The sequence below is a fragment of the Rhizobium fabae genome (assembly GCF_003985135.1).
In the GTDB taxonomy this organism is placed as follows: Bacteria; Pseudomonadota; Alphaproteobacteria; order Rhizobiales; family Rhizobiaceae; genus Rhizobium; species Rhizobium pisi.
In genome coordinates, this window is the sequence record NZ_ML133667.1 from 55,281 (window position 1) to 74,121 (window position 18,841).

General features: G+C 61.4%; 17 protein-coding genes and 1 riboswitch. Of the genes, 9 read left to right on the top strand and 8 right to left on the bottom strand.

All coding sequences use genetic code 11. The annotated features are described in order from the left end of the window. Positions 1-52: 52 nt before the first annotated feature. The 4 genes from adh to EFB14_RS31640 form a co-directional block, all read right to left on the bottom strand. The gene (adh, locus tag EFB14_RS31625; RefSeq protein ID WP_126830684.1) at positions 53-1,561 is read right to left on the bottom strand and encodes an aldehyde dehydrogenase; all 1,509 of its coding nucleotides are present in this window, start codon (positions 1,559-1,561) and stop codon (positions 53-55) included. Positions 1,562-1,730: 169 nt separating this feature from the next. Continuing rightward, complete coding sequence (locus EFB14_RS31630; RefSeq protein WP_126830686.1) at positions 1,731-2,693, bottom strand: helix-turn-helix domain-containing protein; 963 nt, start codon at positions 2,691-2,693, stop codon at positions 1,731-1,733. Positions 2,694-2,782: 89 nt separating this feature from the next. After that, the gene (locus EFB14_RS31635; RefSeq protein ID WP_126830688.1) at positions 2,783-4,006 is read right to left on the bottom strand and encodes a TIGR03862 family flavoprotein; all 1,224 of its coding nucleotides are present in this window, start codon (positions 4,004-4,006) and stop codon (positions 2,783-2,785) included. Between the two features lie 70 nt (positions 4,007-4,076). Further along, a complete protein-coding gene (locus EFB14_RS31640; RefSeq protein WP_126830690.1) occupies positions 4,077-4,499 on the bottom strand; it encodes a MerR family transcriptional regulator in 423 nt (140 codons plus the stop codon). A gap of 70 nt (positions 4,500-4,569) precedes the next feature. Between EFB14_RS31640 and EFB14_RS31645 the strand changes: the two genes are divergently transcribed. The 6 genes from EFB14_RS31645 to EFB14_RS31670 all read left to right on the top strand — a co-directional run bounded on the left by EFB14_RS31645 (position 4,570) and on the right by EFB14_RS31670 (position 12,912). Further along, on the top strand, positions 4,570-6,867 hold the full coding sequence (locus EFB14_RS31645; protein WP_126830692.1) for a heavy metal translocating P-type ATPase: 2,298 nt from the start codon (positions 4,570-4,572) through the stop codon (positions 6,865-6,867). A gap of 260 nt (positions 6,868-7,127) precedes the next feature. Beyond that, positions 7,128-7,352: riboswitch (cobalamin riboswitch) on the top strand. 264 nt (positions 7,353-7,616) lie between these two features. Further along, a complete protein-coding gene (gene nrdH / locus EFB14_RS31650) occupies positions 7,617-7,838 on the top strand; it encodes a glutaredoxin-like protein NrdH (protein WP_010068756.1) in 222 nt (73 codons plus the stop codon). A gap of 11 nt (positions 7,839-7,849) precedes the next feature. Continuing rightward, entirely contained in the window at positions 7,850-8,254 is a 405-nt protein-coding gene (nrdI, locus tag EFB14_RS31655; protein WP_126830694.1) for a class Ib ribonucleoside-diphosphate reductase assembly flavoprotein NrdI, read from the top strand. Beyond that, positions 8,233-10,437 (top strand): class 1b ribonucleoside-diphosphate reductase subunit alpha, encoded by a 2,205-nt coding sequence (gene nrdE, locus EFB14_RS31660; RefSeq protein WP_126830696.1) that lies wholly within the window; start codon positions 8,233-8,235, stop codon positions 10,435-10,437. The genes nrdI and nrdE overlap by 22 nt, the downstream gene beginning before the upstream one ends. A gap of 173 nt (positions 10,438-10,610) precedes the next feature. Continuing rightward, positions 10,611-11,585: a class 1b ribonucleoside-diphosphate reductase subunit beta gene (gene nrdF, locus EFB14_RS31665; RefSeq protein WP_126830698.1), complete on the top strand. Its 975-nt coding sequence runs from the start codon at positions 10,611-10,613 to the stop codon at positions 11,583-11,585. Between the two features lie 103 nt (positions 11,586-11,688). Further along, positions 11,689-12,912, top strand: coding sequence for an adenylate/guanylate cyclase domain-containing protein (locus EFB14_RS31670; RefSeq protein ID WP_126830700.1), 1,224 nt, complete (start codon positions 11,689-11,691; stop codon positions 12,910-12,912). A gap of 12 nt (positions 12,913-12,924) precedes the next feature. Here EFB14_RS31670 and queE read toward each other — a convergent pair whose 3' ends face one another. The 4 genes from queE to EFB14_RS31690 form a co-directional block, all read right to left on the bottom strand. Continuing rightward, positions 12,925-13,653 (bottom strand): 7-carboxy-7-deazaguanine synthase QueE, encoded by a 729-nt coding sequence (queE, locus tag EFB14_RS31675; RefSeq protein WP_126830702.1) that lies wholly within the window; start codon positions 13,651-13,653, stop codon positions 12,925-12,927. Then, complete coding sequence (gene queD / locus EFB14_RS31680; protein WP_126830704.1) at positions 13,650-14,006, bottom strand: 6-carboxytetrahydropterin synthase QueD; 357 nt, start codon at positions 14,004-14,006, stop codon at positions 13,650-13,652. Before queD ends, queE begins: the two co-directional genes overlap by 4 nt. Next, the gene (queC, locus tag EFB14_RS31685; RefSeq protein ID WP_126830706.1) at positions 14,006-14,716 is read right to left on the bottom strand and encodes a 7-cyano-7-deazaguanine synthase QueC; all 711 of its coding nucleotides are present in this window, start codon (positions 14,714-14,716) and stop codon (positions 14,006-14,008) included. Before queC ends, queD begins: the two co-directional genes overlap by 1 nt. A 112-nt stretch (positions 14,717-14,828) precedes the next feature. Further along, complete coding sequence (locus EFB14_RS31690; protein WP_126830708.1) at positions 14,829-15,881, bottom strand: LacI family transcriptional regulator; 1,053 nt, start codon at positions 15,879-15,881, stop codon at positions 14,829-14,831. A 303-nt stretch (positions 15,882-16,184) separates the two neighbouring features. Here EFB14_RS31690 and EFB14_RS31695 point away from each other — a divergent pair, with 303 nt between their 5' ends. The 3 genes from EFB14_RS31695 to EFB14_RS31705 all read left to right on the top strand — a co-directional run. Continuing rightward, the gene (locus tag EFB14_RS31695) at positions 16,185-17,444 is read left to right on the top strand and encodes an ABC transporter substrate-binding protein (protein WP_126830710.1); all 1,260 of its coding nucleotides are present in this window, start codon (positions 16,185-16,187) and stop codon (positions 17,442-17,444) included. A 76-nt stretch (positions 17,445-17,520) separates the two neighbouring features. Then, a complete protein-coding gene (locus tag EFB14_RS31700) occupies positions 17,521-18,471 on the top strand; it encodes a carbohydrate ABC transporter permease (RefSeq protein ID WP_126829488.1) in 951 nt (316 codons plus the stop codon). After that, the coding region (locus tag EFB14_RS31705) for an ABC transporter permease family protein (protein WP_164737587.1) at positions 18,468-18,841 on the top strand (374 nt) is incomplete at its 3' end. The genes EFB14_RS31700 and EFB14_RS31705, both read left to right, overlap by 4 nt.

Sequence of the window (18,841 nt, forward strand, 5' to 3'; positions counted from 1 at the left end):
GGAGGGGTTGGGGAGGGGCGTTGAGACTCCCTCCCGCCAAGTTAGACGCTTCTCAGAAGAAACCGAGCGCCTTCGGGCTGTAGCTGACCAGCATGTTCTTGGTCTGCTGGTAGTGTTCGAGCATCATCTTGTGGGTTTCACGGCCGATGCCGGACTGTTTGTAGCCGCCGAAGGCGGCATGAGCCGGGTAGGCGTGGTAGCAGTTGGTCCAGACACGGCCGGCCTGGATCTCGCGTCCGAAACGGTAGCAGCGATTGGCGTCGCGGCTCCAGACGCCGGCGCCGAGGCCGTAGAGCGTGTCGTTGGCGATTTCGAGCGCCTCCTTCTCGTTCTTGAAAGTCGTAACCGAAACCACCGGTCCGAAGATCTCCTCCTGGAACACGCGCATCTTGTTGTGACCCTTGAAGATCGTCGGCTTGACGTAGTACCCGTTCGCCAGTTCGCCGCCGAGATCGTTGCGCGAGCCGCCGGTCAGAACTTCAGCGCCTTCCTGCTTGCCGATATCGAGATAGGCGAGGATCTTCTCCAACTGCTCCGTCGAGGCCTGGGCGCCGATCATCGTCGCGGTGTCGAGCGGGTTGCCCTGCTTGATCGCCTCAACGCGTTTGACGGCCTTTTCCATAAAGCGGTCGTAGATCGATTCCTGGACGAGGGCGCGGCTCGGGCAGGTGCAGACTTCGCCCTGGTTGAGGGCAAACATCGCAAAGCCTTCGAGTGCCTTGTCGAGGAAATCGTCGTCTTCGGCCATCACATCGGCGAAGAAGATGTTCGGCGATTTGCCGCCGAGTTCCAGCGTCACCGGAATGAGGTTCTGGCTGGCATATTGCATGATGAGCCGGCCGGTGGTGGTCTCGCCGGTGAAGGCGATCTTGGCGATGCGCGGGCTGGTCGCCAGCGGCTTGCCGGCCTCGATGCCGAAGCCGTTGACGATGTTGAGCACGCCGGGCGGCAGAAGATCGCCGACGAGTTCGGCCCAGAGCAGGATCGAAGCCGGGGTTTGTTCGGCGGGCTTCAGCACGACGCAGTTGCCGGCGGCAAGTGCGGGCGCCAGCTTCCAAGTGGCCATCAGGATCGGGAAATTCCACGGAATGATCTGGCCGACGACGCCGAGCGGCTCGTGGAAGTGATAGGCGACCGTGTCATGATCGATCTCGCCGATCGAGCCTTCCTGGGCGCGAATGCAGGAGGCGAAGTAGCGGAAATGGTCGATCGCCAGCGGAATGTCGGCGGCCATGGTTTCGCGGATCGGCTTGCCGTTGTCCCAGGTCTCGGCCTGGGCGAGCAATTCCAGCTTGTCCTCCATGCGCTGGGCGATCTTCATGAGAATATTGGAGCGCTCGGCGGCAGAGGTGCGGCCCCATTTTTCCTTGGCCGCATGGGCGGCGTCGAGCGCCAGATTGATGTCCTTTTCGTTGGAGCGGGGAATGTCGCAGAGCTTTCCGCCGGTAACGGGCGTCAGGTTTTCGAAGTATTTGCCTTCGACCGGCTCGCGCCATTCGCCACCGATATAGTTGCCGTATTTCAGCTTGAACGGCGACTCGACGATTTTTTGATGAAGCATGTCATCCTCCCATGATGATCCAGGTTCCCAAGCGAACCAGTGGGAGGAAAATGTGCATGTTTTGCCGGAGGGAATAGGGCGCGGCATCAATACCGCAGCGCACACTGTCGCAGAGATGCGACAGGATCGCGTCATGACTGCAATGTTCGTGGAACTCCGCGACAACTGCCTAATGCAGGTCGAACTTCTTCATCTTCCGGTGGAGCGTGGCGCGGCTGATGCCAAGGGCGAGCGCCGCCTGCGAGACGTTGCCGCTGGTGCGCGACAGCGCCCGCAGCAGGGCTGCCTTTTCCGCTTCGACGATCTCTTCCTGCTGCGAGACGCTCGCTTCCTGGAGGGCATCGGCGGCAGGGATACCGGCGGCAATCCGCTTGTCGTCCAGCTGCAGCGCGATGCGGGCGGCGCGGGTTGCGCCAAGCACGAGGTCGTGCCTGTCGACGGCAAGCAGAGCGGCCGCGGAATTGGCGCCGGCCGGCACCATCAGGAAGCGGGCGCCTGTAAAGGCCGAACGGAACAGGTTGAGTTCGATGCGCATCGCCGCATCGCGCACGGTCTGCGTCAGGATCGCCAGCGTCATTTCGCTGACGTCTTCGCGGCAAGTGGAGATGTCGAGGGCGGCGGCAACCTCACCGCGATGATCGCGGATCGGTGCCGTCGTGCAGCTCAGCCGGATATTCGAGCAGAAGAAATGCTGGTCGCGAAAGATGGCGACGGCGCGCTCGTCGGCAAGTGCCGTGCCAATGCCGTTGGTGCCGATGCTCGCCTCGGTCCATACCGAACCGGTCCAGAGGCCAAGTTCGCGGAAGTCCTTGTCGTCGCCGACAGCGCCCCGGCGCTCCAGCGCAATGCCGTTCCTGTCGGTCAGAAGGATACAGCAGCCGGCCTTGCCGACTGTGGTAAAGAGGCGGTCGAGCTCTTCGGTCGCACCGGCGATCAGCCGTTCGGACTGCTCGCGAGCATGGTGGAATTCCTCGTCGGTAAGGCGCAGCGGCGCACGTTCATCTTCCGGGGCGAGCTGGTGCATGGTCATGCAGCGCCGCCAGGAAGCGACGATCGGAGAACTCGCGGCGGCGGAATTATTGCGCTGCGCAGAGGTATAGACATGCTCAGCGTGCGCTGACTGTTCGTGCATCTGCTCCTCCCACGGAACTTCAGCATAGTCTGATGGAAAAGCGGCCGGTTTGCAATCGGCCGGCACCGGCGGCCGCCTTCTACCTTGGGCTAGGTTTCCCCACCTTGGCGTCGCAGCCAGGCTTCAATGCCGCGCGCGGCCGCCCGGCCAGTAGCAAGGCAGGCGGTGAGGAGGTAGCCACCGGTCGGTGCTTCCCAGTCGAGCATCTCGCCGGCGACGAAGGTGCCCGGCAGCGCCTTCAACATGAAGCCTTCGTCGATACTGCTCCAGCGGATGCCGCCGGCCGAGGAAATTGCCTCGCCGATCGGCCTTGTGTCGAGAACAGGCACCGGCAGGGCCTTGATCATGCCGGCGAGCCGTCCGGGGTCAGTCCGCTCGCGCTCGGGCAGGAGTTCCCGCAACAAGGCTGCCTTGACCCCATCGAGACCGGCGCCCTTGCGCAGGCGGTTGGAGAAGCTCGATTTGGCGTCCTGCCGCGCAAGATCACGCGCCAGTCTTTCGATCGGCCGGCCAGGTGCCAGGTCGAGCGTCAGGACGGCGCTGCCATGGCTCTGGAGCCGGTCGCGCAACGCGGCGGTATGGGCGTAAACAAGACTGCCTTCGATGCCGCTTGCGGTGACAACGAATTCGCCGGGAAACGTGCCGGCATCGGATGTGGCGGTGACCGACTTTACCGGTTCGCCGGCGAAACGCTCGCTGAAGCCTGCGCTCCAGCCGACCACGAAGCCGCAATTGGCGGGCCGGAAGGCATCGATCTCGACGCCTCTCTCCAATAGCAAGGGTAACCAGCTGGCATCGGAGCCCAGGCGCGGCCAGCTTGCGCCGCCGAGCGCCAGCAGGGCTGCGTCGCAATGGACGATGGTGCGCCCTTCCGGCGTTTCGAAAACATGGCCGCCGTCGACAAAACCGGTCCAGCGATGGCGGGTGCGCAGCGCAACGCCCTGGTTTTCCAGCCGCCGGAGCCATGCACGGAGCAGAGGAGAGGCCTTCATCACCGTCGGGAAAACCCGGCCGGAGGAGCCGACGAAAGTCTCGGTCCCGAGCCCTGCGGCCCAATTCCTGATTTCATCGGGGGTGAAGGCATCGAGAGCCGGGCGCAGACGGCCGGAAGCCGCGCCGAAGCGTGCGGCGAAACGCGCATAATCCTCGGAATGGGTGATGTTGAGGCCCGACTTGCCGGCCAGCAGGAACTTGCGGGCGAAGGTTGGCATGGCGTCATAGACGGTCACTGCATGGCCGGAGAGTGAAAGCAGTTCGGCAGCCGCAAGACCCGCCGGGCCGCCGCCGATGACTGCAATCCGCTTCTGGTTCATTGGTGTCTCGCCCGATTCTGTCTGGGGCAGTTTTGGGCCGGGCGCGCATCACCTGCAAGGGCGCAAGCCGTCAATGATGCGAATGCCTGCACTGGCCGTGATCGGCGAGGACCTCGATGACGCGGCATTGGTCGACGCGGCCATGACCACAGCCTTCCACCATCGTTTCCAGCTCCGCCTTCAGCGCCATCAGGCTGCGGATGCGCTGCTCGACCTCGATGAGGCGCGCCTTCGCGATGGCATCGGCCGATGCACAGGACTGGTTCGGATCGTCCTGCAGGGTCAGCAGCGTGCGGATCGCCTCGATTTCGAAGCCGAGCTCGCGGGCATGGCGGATGAAGGCGAGGCGGCTGATGTCGGCGGGCACGAAGGAGCGCTGGTTGCCTTCGCTGCGGCTCGGCGCCGCAAGCAGGCCGATGCTCTCGTAATAACGCACCGTCGGCACCTTCACGCCGCTCTGGCGGGCGGCTTCGCCGATCGTTATCTTTTTCATGATTTTCCTCTTGCACCTCTAGTCGCTAGAGGATGTAGGAGAGATGCTTCTGTTTAGCAAGGAAGCGACGATGGCTGAGACGAGCGAGACACGATACCGGGTCGGCGGCATGGATTGCGCCGCCTGTGCAACCAAGATCGACACGGCAGTCAGACGCGTGGCTGGCGTCGCCGATGTTTCCGTCTCGGTGATGGCGGGCACGATGACCGTCCGGCATGACGGCAGCAGTGACCTCAAGGCGATCGAGAAGAGGGTGACGGGGCTCGGCTATTCCGTCGCGCCGCTTGCCGGCGTCGCGGCGCCTGCGTATGAACACGGCTCGCACCATCGTCACGACCACGACCACGACCATAATCATGACCACGATCACGGCGATCACGCGGGCCACGACCACGATCATGCGAGCCATGATCACGATCATGAGGGACATGATCACGCAGGTCACGACCACGCCCATGGCGAGAAGGAAATCGAGGGCCTGCACGGGCACGACCATGCGCCGATGACTGGCCCCTGGTGGCAGAGCAGGAAGGGCCGGCTGACCATCCTCTCGGGCGTGGCGCTCGTTGCCGCCTATGCCATCGGCCATCTCGTGCCGGCGGTTGCATCTTATGCCTTCATCGTCGCCATGCTGGTCGGTCTGGTGCCGATCGCACGGCGGGCGGTCATGGCGGCTCTCTCGGGCACGCCGTTCTCGATCGAAATGCTGATGACGATCGCGGCCGTCGGCGCCGTTATCATCAATGCCGGGGAAGAGGCGGCAACCGTCGTCTTCCTGTTCCTCGTCGGGGAGATGTTGGAAGGTGTCGCTGCGGGCAAGGCGCGCGAAAGCATCCAGTCGCTGACGGCCCTGGTGCCGAAGAAAGCGCTGCTCGAAGACAATGGGCAGACGCGCGAGGTGCCGGCGGAAAGTCTTGCTGTCGGCGCGATCATCATGGTTCGTCCGGGTGACCGCATCTCGGCGGACGGCATCATTGTATCAGGCGAGAGCGCGATCGACGAGGCGCCGGTGACAGGTGAGAGCACGCCGGTGCGCAAGGGCGTCGATGCCGTCGTTTTTGCGGGAACGGTCAATGGGGATGCGGTGCTGAGGGTTCGCGTCACGGCGGCCGCCGCTGACAACACCATCGCGCGCGTCGTCAAACTGGTGGAGGAAGCGCAGGAATCGAAGGCGCCGACGGAGCGCTTCATCGACCGGTTTTCGCGCTATTACACGCCGGGCGTGGTGGTGGTCGCGGCACTCGTCGCGACCGTTCCGCCGCTATTCTTCGGCAATTCGTGGAGCGAATGGATCTACAAGGGTCTTGCCATACTGTTGATCGGCTGCCCCTGCGCGCTCGTCATCTCGACGCCAGCGGCAATCGCTGCTTCGCTGTCGGCCGGCGCGCGGCGCGGGCTCTTGATGAAGGGCGGCGCGGTGTTGGAAACGCTCGGCAAGGTGACGATGGTCGCCTTCGACAAGACAGGCACGCTGACGGCAGGCAAGCCTCAGGTGACCGACATCGTTGCCTTCGGGTTGAGCGAGGCTCAGATCTTGTCGCGCGCGGCGGTGCTGGAGCAGGGCTCCAGCCATCCGCTGGCGCTGGCAATCCTCAACCGCGCCAAGGCGGACGGCGTTCCCGTGCCGTCGGCCTTCGAACTCGAAGCGCTGCCGGGCAAGGGTGTCAGCGGCAAAGTCGGCGGCGAAACGTTGGACCTGCTGTCGCCGCCTGCGGCCCGCGAACGCGGCGCGCTCGGCGCGGAACAGGACGCTCGCATCACAGCATTGAACGATGAGGGCAAGAGCGTGTCGGTGCTGCTCGTCAACGGTGCGACGGCCGGCCTGATCGCCATGCGCGACGAGCCGCGCGAGGATGCCAAGGCTGGTCTCTCCACGCTCAAATCGGCGGGCGTCAAGGCGATGATGCTAACGGGCGACAACAAACGGACGGCAGCCGCCGTTGCCGGCATGCTCGGCATCGACTGGCGCGGCGAGATGATGCCTGAGGACAAGCAGCGGGTCGTCGGCGAACTGAAGCGTGAGGGCTTTATCGTCGCCAAGGTCGGCGACGGCATCAATGATGCTCCGGCGCTAGCGGCCGCCGATATCGGCATCGCCATGGGCGGAGGCACCGATGTGGCGCTGGAGACGGCGGATGCCGCCGTGCTGCACGGGCGTGTCGGCGACGTGGCGCGGATGATCGAGCTTTCCAAGCGGACAATGCGCAATATCCTGCAGAATATCACCATCGCGCTCGGGCTGAAGGCGGTTTTCCTGGTGACGACGATTGCCGGCATCACCGGCCTCTGGCCGGCGATCCTCGCCGATACCGGCGCCACGGTACTGGTGACGATCAATGCGCTACGGCTGCTTCGAATAAAGGCATGAATGTTCCTTGACTGTGATTGAGACCCGACGATTCGGGCCTGATCGGGAATCGAAAATCGCGGAGCCGGCTGTTGGAGCGCCGTGCGTCCTTGCGGACGCACGAAGCACATGCGTTAGGCTGGCTCTCTTTGCTGGGACCTTCTCCACAGCCTCATGTCTTTAAGCTTTGGTTATCCATGTTTTTCACAGGAATGCAGTGATTTCAAACCTGCCGTAACGCAATGCACAAACCATCCGTTGACGTGAATTCCGATTCGCGTACTATATCTAGTGTTTGAGGTTCCTTCGATTCGTGAGGATCGAGGGCTAAGACGGGAATACGGTGCGCTTCGCCATCATGGCGCGGCAATGCCGGAGCTGCCCCCGCAACTGTAAGCGGCGAGCAACTGTCTGATTTCAGGTCACTGGAGCATGATGCTCCGGGAAGGCTGGGCAGGGTGCTTTGACCCGTGAGCCAGGAGACCTGCCTCGAACAAAACGTCCACGGGCGGGGTGTCCGGAAGGTCGCGTTGCATGGCTGCCGATCATGTCCGCAGCGCGTTTCGCAGGCCCGAACCTCCGCATGAGCCATTTCGGGGTGAAGTCATGTCGAACATATCAAGGCCGCCGCCCGCGCAAGTCCCACAAGGGATCGTATCCGGCGTTTAAGCGCCAACTCTGCCAAATCATTATCAAGCGTTGCCTGGACGCCGCGAGACGCCCCGATCCCAGTCCTGCGTCCTGAATTCATTGACATCACGAGGAACATGATGAGCGTTACCGTTTACAGCAAGCCCGCCTGCGTTCAATGCACTGCTACCTACCGCGCTCTCGACCGGCTCGGCGTGGATTACGACATCGTCGACATTTCGCAGGATGCCGAGGCGCTCGACCGCGTGCGCAGCCTCGGCTACATGCAGGCTCCTGTCGTCATCGCCGGCGAGCGCCATTGGGCGGGCTTCCGTCCTGACATGATCAGCGCGCTTTCCTGATCGGAAAAGCGATGGGCCTGATCGTCTATTATTCCAGCCGGTCCGAGAATACCCATCGGTTCGTCGCCAAGCTCGGACTGCGCGCGGCGCGCATTCCGGCAGGTGGCGCAGACGCGTTCCATATCCGCGAACCCTTCGTGCTTGTTGTGCCGACCTATAGCGGCGACGGCGGCAAGGGGGCCGTTCCCAAGCAGGTGATCCGTTTCCTCAACGATGCGGAAAACCGAGGACACATCCGGGGCGTGATCGCCGCGGGCAACAGCAATTTCGGCGAGACATACGGGCTCGCCGGCGACGTGATCGCGCAGAAATGCCAGGTGCCTTACCTCTACAGGTTCGAGTTGCTCGGCACGGAAGACGACGTCGCCAACGTCAAACACGGAATGGAACGGTTTTGGACACGGGAACAACTCTGACGCGGGATGCGGGCGCAAAACCGCATAACACTTTTGCTCATCCCGCCGGCGAACGCCCCTTGAAAGCGGCGGAAACGCTCGACTACCACGCGCTGAACGCGATGCTGAACCTCTATGACGATCAGGGGCGGATTCAGCTCGACAAGGATCGAATGGCTGCCAAGCAGTATTTCCTGCAGCATGTGAACCAGAACACGGTGTTCTTTCACAATCTCCGCGAAAAGCTCGATTACCTCGTGACCGAGGGCTATTACGAGCAGGAGGTTCTCGACCAATATTCCTTCAATTTCGTGCGCGACCTGTTCGACCAGGCCTATGCCAAGAAGTTCCGTTTCCCGACCTTCCTCGGCGCCTTCAAATACTACACCAGCTATACGCTGAAGACTTTCGACGGAAAGCGCTATCTCGAGCGCTACGAGGACCGCATCTGCATGGTGGCGCTGGCGCTGGCGCGTGGCGACGAGGGCCTTGCCCGCGACATGGTCGAGGAGATCATTTCCGGCCGTTTCCAGCCGGCGACGCCGACCTTCCTCAATGCCGGCAAGAAGCAGCGCGGCGAGCTCGTCTCCTGCTTCCTGCTGCGCGTCGAAGACAATATGGAATCGATCGGCCGGTCGATCAATTCGGCGCTGCAGCTATCCAAGCGCGGCGGCGGCGTGGCCCTGTCGCTGACGAACATCCGCGAGGCCGGCGCACCGATCAAGCAGATCGAGAACCAGTCCTCCGGCATCATCCCCGTCATGAAGCTCTTGGAAGATAGCTTCTCCTACGCCAATCAGCTCGGTGCGCGCCAGGGCGCGGGTGCGGTCTATCTCAATGCCCATCACCCCGACATCATGCGCTTCCTCGATACCAAGCGCGAAAATGCCGATGAGAAGATCCGCATCAAGACGCTGTCGCTCGGCGTCGTCGTCCCCGACATCACCTTCGAACTCGCCAGGAATAACGAGGACATGTACCTGTTCTCGCCTTATGACGTGGAGCGCGTCTATGGTGTGCCCTTCACTGAAATCTCGGTGACGGAGAAATATCGCGAGATGGTGGCGGATGCCCGTATCTCGAAGAAGAAGATCAAGGCACGCGAATTCTTCCAGGTAATTGCCGAAATCCAGTTCGAGAGCGGCTATCCCTACATCATGTTCGAGGACACGGTGAACCGGGCGAACCCGATCGCCGGGCGCATCTCCATGAGCAATCTCTGCTCGGAGATTCTCCAGGTGAGCGAGGCGAGCGACTACAATGACGACCTCTCCTACAAGCATCTCGGCAAGGACATTTCCTGCAATCTCGGCTCGCTGAACATCGCGGCGGCGATGGATTCGGCCGATTTTGGCAAGACGATCGAGACCTCGATCCGGGCGCTGACAGCCGTTTCCGACATGAGCCACATCTCCTCGGTTCCCTCGATCGAGAAGGGCAATGACGAGAGCCATGCGATCGGCCTCGGCCAGATGAACCTGCACGGCTATCTCGCCCGCGAGCGCATCTTTTACGGCTCTAGGGAAGGCGTCGATTTCACCAATATCTATTTCTATACGGTGACCTATCACGCGATCCGTGCCTCGAACCTCCTGGCGGTCGAGCGGGGCACGAGCTTCAAGGGCTTTGAAAATTCGAAATATGCCTCCGGCGAATATTTCGACAAATATACGAACCAGGAATGGACGCCGGCGACCGAGAAGGTGCAGGGGCTATTCGATGACGCCGGCATTCATATTCCGACGCAGGAAGACTGGCTGGAACTGAAGAAGGCCGTGATGGCCTCAGGCCTCTATAACCAGAACCTGCAGGCGGTGCCGCCGACGGGGTCGATCTCCTACATCAACCACTCGACCTCCTCGATCCACCCGATCGTGTCGAAGATCGAGATCCGCAAGGAAGGCAAGATCGGTCGTGTCTATTATCCGGCGCCGTTCATGACCAACGACAATCTCGATTATTATCAGGACGCCTACGAGATCGGCGCGGAGAAGATCATCGATACCTATGCGGCGGCGACCCAGCATGTCGACCAGGGTCTGTCGCTGACCTTGTTCTTCCGCGATACGGCAACGACGCGCGACATCAACAAGGCGCAGATTTATGCCTGGAAGAAGGGCATCAAGACGATCTACTACATCCGCCTTCGCCAGATGGCGCTGTCCGGCACCGAGGTGCAGGGCTGTGTGTCTTGTACGCTGTGATTTGATTTCGGGTTTCGAACCTTTGAGCGAATGGCCCCCTCATCCGCCTGCCGGCACCTTCTCCCGATGGGGAGAAGACATCTGCGGCAGGCGCGACATCCCCTCTCCCCTCGGGGAGAGGGCAGGGTGAGGGGGCTTCGAGCGCCATCAGATATTGGAAGGACATCATCACTATGAACATCGCCGTAAAGCCAATCAGCCGTGTGCGCGCCATCAACTGGAACCGCATCGAGGACGATAGGGATCTCGAAGTCTGGAACCGCCTCACGGGCAATTTCTGGCTGCCGGAAAAGGTGCCGCTTTCCAACGACATCCCCTCCTGGGCGACGCTGACGGCGGCCGAGCAGCAGCTCACCATTCGTGTCTTCACCGGACTGACGCTGCTCGACACGATCCAGAACGGCGTCGGCTCCATCAGGCTGATGGAGGATGTGGCGACGCCGCACGAGGAGGCGGTGCTTTCCAACATCTCCTTCATGGAGGCGGTGCATGCTCGCTCCTATTCTTCGATCTTCTCGACGTTGTGCTCGACGCCCGATGTCGACGATGCCTATCGCTGGTCGGAGGAGAACGAATTCCTGCAGCGGAAATCGACGCTGATCATGGAGCAGTACCGCTCCGGCGATCCGCTGAAGAAGAAGGTCGCGAGCGTCTTCCTCGAAAGCTTCCTGTTCTATTCGGGCTTCTACCTGCCGATGTACTGGTCGAGCCGGGCCAAGCTCACCAATACGGCCGACATGATCCGGCTCATCATCCGCGACGAGGCGGTGCACGGCTATTATATCGGCTACAAATTCCAGCGCGGGCTGGAACGGCTTGGCGATGAGCGGAAACAGGAGATCAAGGATTTCGCCTTCGACCTGCTGCTCGAGCTCTATGACAACGAGGCCAGGTATACCGAAGCGCTCTATGACGGTGTCGGGCTGACCGAGGACGTCAAGAAGTTCCTGCATTACAATGCCAACAAGGCGCTGATGAATCTCGGCTATGAGGCGCTTTTCCCGGCTGAGGCCTGCAAGGTCAATCCGGCGATCCTGTCTGCGCTCTCGCCGAATGCCGACGAGAACCACGACTTCTTCTCCGGTTCGGGTTCCTCCTATGTCATCGGCAAGGCGGTCGCGACCGAGGACGAGGACTGGGATTTCTGAGACTTAATTTCAGCCTCCCCTTATCATTTGCTTCTCGATCGACCACATTCAGCGGAAGCTGAATTCGGTACTCGCCAATGGTGTGGCTTAGCGGGAGTTTCTGATGTCGTCTCTTCTAAACAGGACCAAAGTTGCCGTTGAAACGGACGAAGGCATCTGGCCGATCCGCCGGAGGCGCATTCTCGACTGGCTGGTGAACGAAACGCGCAACGAGCGCTTCATCGACAACATCCTGGTGGAAATGTGCGGGAAGCTTATGGCGGCAGGGGTGCCGGTGGCGCGCGCGACATTGCATTTCAGGACGAACCATCCGCAGTGGATCGGCGCCCGCATCCTCTGGAAGGAGGGTCTGACGGAGGCGAAGATCGACACTTTCGCCTATGGTGTCGAAAATACCCCGGAGTTCCTGACTAGCCCCATCAATGCGATCCATCAGGGTGCCGAAGAGGTCCGCAGACAGCTGGAAAACATAGCCGACGGTGACGAGGATTCATTTTATCGGGAACTGCACGACAGCGGCCTCACCGAATATATCGCCTGGCCGGTCGAGCATACTTTCGGCAAACGGCACGTCGTGACATTTTCCACCAGCCGGCCGGGCGGTTTTACGAGCGAGCACGTCGATTTCCTGCGTGATCTCTTGCCGGCACTGACCCTTGTCAGCGAAATCAGGCTGAAGAACATCATGGCGCGGACGCTGCTGCAGACCTATGTGGGCCCGCATGCGAGCGAGCACATCCTGTCGGGTGCGACGACGCGCGGCAGCGGGGCGACCGTCGGCGCGGCGATCATGATCTGCGACCTGCGCGACTTCACGGCGATTTCCGATCTCTGGCCGCGCGATGACGTCATCCATCTGCTGAACGATTATTTCGATGCGATATCGGACCCGGTCGAACGGTATGGCGGCGAGATCCTGAAATTCATGGGCGACGGATTGCTGGCGATCTTCCCTCTCGCCAAGGAAACGGCCTGCCTCGATCTGCTGCAGGCGATCCGTGAGGGGCAGGCGTCGATGGCGCAATTGAACGAGGAGCACGTTCGCATGGGGCGCGACCCTCTGCGCTATGGCGTCGGCGTGCATGTCGGTGATGTCATGTACGGCAATATCGGCTCGCGCCGGCGTCTGGATTTCACCGTCATCGGCCCGGCGGTCAATATTGCTTCACGGCTCGAAAACTTGACCAAGGAGGTCAAGCGCCCGGTGCTCCTGTCACGGGCTTTCGTCGAAATGGCGGGCTGCGCGAAAGACATGGACAGCCTCGGCACCTTCCCGCTGCGCGGGCTTGGCGAGCCTGTCGATGTCTTCGCTTTTCCAGAGGGGTAGCGTCAGGCAGGCTCACACGCCCCGTTTGTTTCCCCAAAGCAGCACATGCAGTTGCGGCAGTACGCGGACTGAAAACCATCGGTCGGCCGTCACTTTGTCGACGAGCCAGTGCATCCGCTCCATCACGCCGTCGATATCGACGCGGGTGTCGTCATCATCGGGTGGCGGCGGCGTATGGTTGCCCGGCTGGAGGAAGAGGGGAGCGTAGGGATAGCGTTGACCCGCCTGTTGGGCGAAGACATAATCGGCATCGTCGAAGACGACGATTTTCAACGCGATCTCCGGCCCGCCGGCAGCCAGTCGAAGACAGTTGTCGACCTGCTCCCAGTCGGTCGACATTCCGCTTGACGGCGGCTTCGGGCTCAAGACCAGCATGTCGAGATCGCGAAACCAGTCCCGCGCCACGCTTCCCTGTGTTTCCAGTGCGAAGCGGTATCCCTGGGAATGGCCGAGCTCGATCAGTGGCCCGAGGGGCTGGATCGCCGGATTGCCGCCGGAAAGGGAAACCGTCATCGGCTTGTCTCCGGAGAGCTTCTTGACCTCCAGCCAGATCGCCTCGGTGGACATCGGAATCCATTGGTCCCGGAACGCGCTGTCGACCGCGTGAAGGCTGTCGCACCAGGAGCAGCGGTAGTCACAGCCGCCCGTCCTGACGAACACCGTCGGCAGCCCGATCAACGCGCCTTCACCCTGTATGGTCGGGCCGAAGATCTCGCTGACGCGAATGGTCTCCGCGCTCATGGCTTGTACTCCGCCCAGGTCTTGGGCGTCTCGCTGATGCGCACCGACGATGTCTCGGGGAAGCGCTGCTTGCACCAGTCGTAAAAATGTTTGGCCAGGAACTCGGACGTGACCTTCGAGTGACCGAATACCTCGTTCAGGTGACGATGATCGAGGGTTTCGTCGATGTAGCGCTTGAGCGGCGAGAGATCGTGGTAGTCGCGAACGAAGCCATCGTCATTCAGGCTTTCGGCAGCAAGCTCGACGACCACGACATAGTTGTGGCCGTGGAGCCGGGCGCATTGATGGTCGGCAGGAAGGTGATCCAATTGATGCGAGGCGGAGAGATGAAACTCCTTGGTGATGCGGTACATCAGCGCGCCTCCGTGGCGGAATATCGCGAGATGGCCGCTTTCCAGAAGTCGCGGTCTTCGTATTCCGTCGGATCGGTGACGTCGGCAAGATGGAAAGCCTCGCGGCGCTCCACGCAGGTTCCGCAGCGTCCGCAATGGAGCTTGCCGCCCTTGTAACAGGACCAGGTTTCCGCGAAGGGCGTGGCGTATTTCGCGCCGTCCGCCACGATCGCCGCTTTGGAGACATGGACATAGGGTGCAAATAGCTTGACGCTGGCATAACCGTCCAGCGCTTCGTTTTGCATGCGCTGGAACGCATCGATGAAGCCCGGCCGGCAGTCCGGATAAATAAAATGGTCGCCGCCATGCACGGCGACGGCGACGGCATCCGCCTTTTGCGCAGCCGCCAAACCGAATGCGATTGCCAGCATGATGGCATTGCGGTTGGGCACCACGGTGGCCTTCATGGTCTCCTCGGCGTAGTGACCGTCGGGAACCTCGACATCGTCGGTCAGGGCCGATCCGCTGAGATGGCCGCCGATGGCGGCGATGTCGATGATGTGGTGTGGAACCGCGAGCCGTGCGGCACATTTGGCGGCGAAATCGAGTTCCTTGCGATGGCGTTGGCCGTAGTCGAAGGAGACGAGACCGATAAGCTGTTCTTCCGCCGCTATCTTGTGGGCAAGCGAAACGGAGTCGAGTCCGCCGGAGCAGACGACGATGGTTTTCATATTTTAGATTCCCTTGTTTTGACCGGGTGGGCTGCGACCGGATTACGGCGTGCTTTTAGGACAAATCACGCGCGAGGGAAATAGTTTTAAGATGCCGGCCTTCCGAGCGGGTCTAACCGATCGGAAAATTGATCTGCGGCGGCAACAGAAGATGCAGATCTGCGGCGTCTGGATTGTTGATGCGCTGCAGCAGCATGCGGCCAAGATCTTCGCCGGCCGCCGTCAGATCCTCGTGGATCGTATCGACCTTCGGCTGCAATTGCGTGAGAAGACGGGACGTCTCCTTGGCGACGATATCGTAGTCGACCGCGAGGGTGCGGCCGGCATCGCTCATGCCGCTGATGGCGGCGAGCGCTGAAACCTCGCCGGGACAGATGAAGCCGTCAGGCGCCTCCGGGGCGGCCGCGCGGGCGCTAATGAAATCGCGCAGCAAATCTGCCGGCGTATCGAGATCGATTGCTTCGGGGATTTCATAGGCGATGCCGGCCTCCCGCACTGCCGTCATGAAGCCGTGCAGGATATGCTGGCAGAAGGTCAGCCGTTTCGGCGGCAGGATCACCGTGATTTTTCGACGGCCCTTCGCGATCAGCCGGCGCGTCGCCTCATAGGCGAAGGTGAAATTGTCGTAATCGACATAAGGGTGTGGCGTCGAAAATTCGGTGCGGCCGTGACAGATGAAGGGAAAACCGGTTTCGAGCAGCAGGCGGACGCGGGCGTCGAGTGGTTCAGTCCGCGTGAAGATCAGCCCGTCGGCCAAATGATTGCGGACGATGTATTCGGCTGCCTCGACATTGGTCGTCGACAGGAAGTTGGGGGCGACGACAAGATGGTAGGAGGTCTCTTTCAGCGCCTTGGCGATGCCGTACATGATCGAGGTGCTGAAGCCGACCACTTCCTCATGCGAATCGAGCAGGATGGCGATGACGTTGGTGCGGCCTGTCTTCAGCCGCTGCGCGGCCCGGTCGGGAAGATAGCCGATCTCGCGGGCGATGCGGTGCACACGTTGGCGGGTCTCGAGCGAAATTTGCGGCGCATCGGAGAGCGCCCGCGACACCGTCGTCACCGCAAGGCCGGCGATCGTGGCGATCGTTCGCAAGGTCGGCTTGCCGCGCTTCGGCATGATATCGAGGTTGTCGCCGCGCTGCGGCCGGGACGATTCGCTCACTCTGGCTTTCCGTGCTGGAATTGCCGGTACAATAACACGATGAGACCGGTGCGCAATCGACGAATGAAAACGTTTTAAATTTTGACATTTTATTAGTCGTTTAAAAAATATATATAATATTCAATAGGATGATGAAATAACCATATTTTTCTCGGGAGCCGAGAAAGAGCTTGACGATCAATGCTTTATAACGTTTTAAATTAGCAACCGCGCGGAGGAGCGCGGCCGTATGCCGACCGCCGAATGGCGGGACGCATCGGGCGGCAGGGAGGTCCCGCCGCCGATTTCAATGGGAGGAAATTCATGCGCAAGTTTTTAAGTTCGGCGGCAATTGCTGTTGTGATGATGGCTGGTCTTGGTGGGGCGCAGGCAGCCGACGTGAAGGAAGTGCAGATGCTGCACTGGTGGACGTCGGGCGGCGAGGCTGCGGCTTTGAACGTGCTGAAGCAGGATCTGTCGAAGGAAGGTTTTGCCTGGAAGGACGTTCCGGTGGCCGGTGGCGGCGGTGACGCGGCGATGACGGCACTGAAGGCGATGGTGGCGGCGGGTACCTATCCGACGGCCTCGCAGATGCTGGGCTATACCGTGCTCGACTATGCCCAGGCCGGCGTCATGGGCGACCTGACGGCGACGGCGAAGAAGGAAGGCTGGGACAAGTCGGTGCCGGCGGCGCTGCAGAAGTTCTCCGTCTATGACGGCAAGTGGGTGGCAGCCCCCGTCAACGTCCATTCGGTCAACTGGCTGTGGATCAACAAGGCTGTCATGGACAAGATCGGCGGCAAGCAGCCGAAGAGCTTCGACGAGCTGATCGCCCTGCTCGACAAGGCCAAGGCTGCAGGCGTCATCCCGTTGGCGCTCGGCGGCCAGAACTGGCAGGAAGCGACGATGTTCGATTCGATCGTGCTGTCGACCGGCGGACCGGAGTTCTACAAGAAGGCCTTCAACGACCTCGACGAGGCATCGCTGAAGTCCGACACGATGAAGAAGTCGTTCGACAACCTCGCCAAGATCGTCAAATACGTCGATCCGAACTTCTCCGGCCGCGACTGGAACCTCGCCACCGCCATGGTCATCAAGGGTGATGCGCTGGTGCAGGTGATGGGCGACTGGGCCAAGGGCGAATTCGTCGCCGCCAAGAAGAAGCCGAACACCGACTTCCTCTGCTACCGCTTCCCCGGCACCGAAGGCAGCGTGATCTACAACTCCGACATGTTCGGCATGTTCAACGTCCCCGACGACCGCAAGGCGGCGCAGGTGGCGCTGGCAACGGCAACGCTGTCGAAGAGCTTCCAGTCAGCCTTCAACGTCGTCAAGGGTTCGGTGCCGGCCCGCACCGACGTTCCCGACACCGACTTCGACGCCTGCGGCAAGAAGGGCATCGCCGACCTGAAGGCCGCCAACAAAGGCGGCACGCTGTTCGGTTCGCTGGCCCAGGGTTACGGCGCGCCTCCGGCGATCGCCAATGCCTACAAGGATGTCGTCTCGAAGTTCGTCCACGGTCAGATCAAGACCTCCGACGAGGCCGTCAAGCAGCTCGTCCAGGCGATCGACGACGCCCGCTAAAACGATAGTGCATGCCTTCCCCGGTCCAGTCGGCCGGGGAGGGTCCTGATGCCGATGACTTTCCGGAGATGAGCCAATGAGTTCTGTTGCGACCACAGAACCCGCGATCACAACGCGCGGGACAAGAGCGTCCATTCGCGGGCGGCTGCAGGATGCGCTGCCGAAGATCGTGCTGGCGCCAAGCTTCCTGATCACCGTGATCTTCGTCTACGGCTTCATCGTCTGGACGGCCTATCTGTCCTTCACCAATTCCAAGACCTTCCCCTCCTATGCGCTGACCGGCACACGTGCCTATGAGCGGCTGTGGCGCTGGACCTTCGAGAGCGATCCGCCGTCCTCCTGGTATACCTCGATCACCAACATGGCGATCTTCGGCTTCCTCTATGTCGGCATCTGCCTGGCCCTCGGCCTGCTGCTTGCCATCCTGCTCGACCAGAAGATCCGCGGCGAGGGGCTGCTCCGGCCGATCTTCCTCTATCCGATGGCGCTCTCCTTCATCGTCACCGGCGTTGCCTGGAAGTGGTTCCTCGATCCGGGCCTCGGGCTCGAACAGACGCTGCATCACTTCGGCTGGACGAGCTTCCACTTCGACTGGATCAAGAACAAGGACTTCGTCATCTACACCGTCGTCATCGCCGGCGTCTGGCAGGCGTCGGGCTTCGTCATGGCGATGTTCCTCGCCGGCCTGCGCGGCATTGACGGCGAGATCATGAAGGCGGCGGAGATCGACGGCGCCTCGCCCTTCCAGCTCTACCGGCGCATCGTCATTCCGCTGCTGCGGCCGATCTTCCTGTCGGCCTTTATCGTGCTCGCCCATATGGCGATCAAGTCCTACGACCTCGTGGTGGCGCTGACCTCGGGCGGGCCGGGCGGCTCGGCCTGGCTGCCCTCCAACTTCATGTACGAATACACCTTCAAGCGCAACGAGATGGCCGTCGGCTCGGCCAGCGCCATCATCATGCTGATGACCATCTCGGCGATCATCGTGCCCTATCTCTATTCCGAACTGAAGGAGAAGGCCCGATGAGCAGCGTGACCTCTTCAACAGGAACCTCGGCAGCAACGCTTTCGCAGGCCAGCGACAGCAGGAACAACAATGCCCGCTGGATCGGCCGCATCGTCATCTACGGCCTGCTGGTGATCTTCGCGGTCCTCTACCTGATGCCGCTCTTCGTCATGCTGACCACTTCGTTCAAGACGATGGACGAGATCCAGAACGGCAACATGCTGGCGCTGCCGCAGTCGCCGACCTTCGATCCCTGGGTGAAGGCCTGGGGCGAGGCCTGCGTCGGGCTGACCTGCGCCGGCATCAAGGGCTACTTCTGGAACTCGATCAAGATGGTGGTGCCGGCGGTGGCGATCTCCACCATCATGGGGGCGCTCAACGGCTATATCCT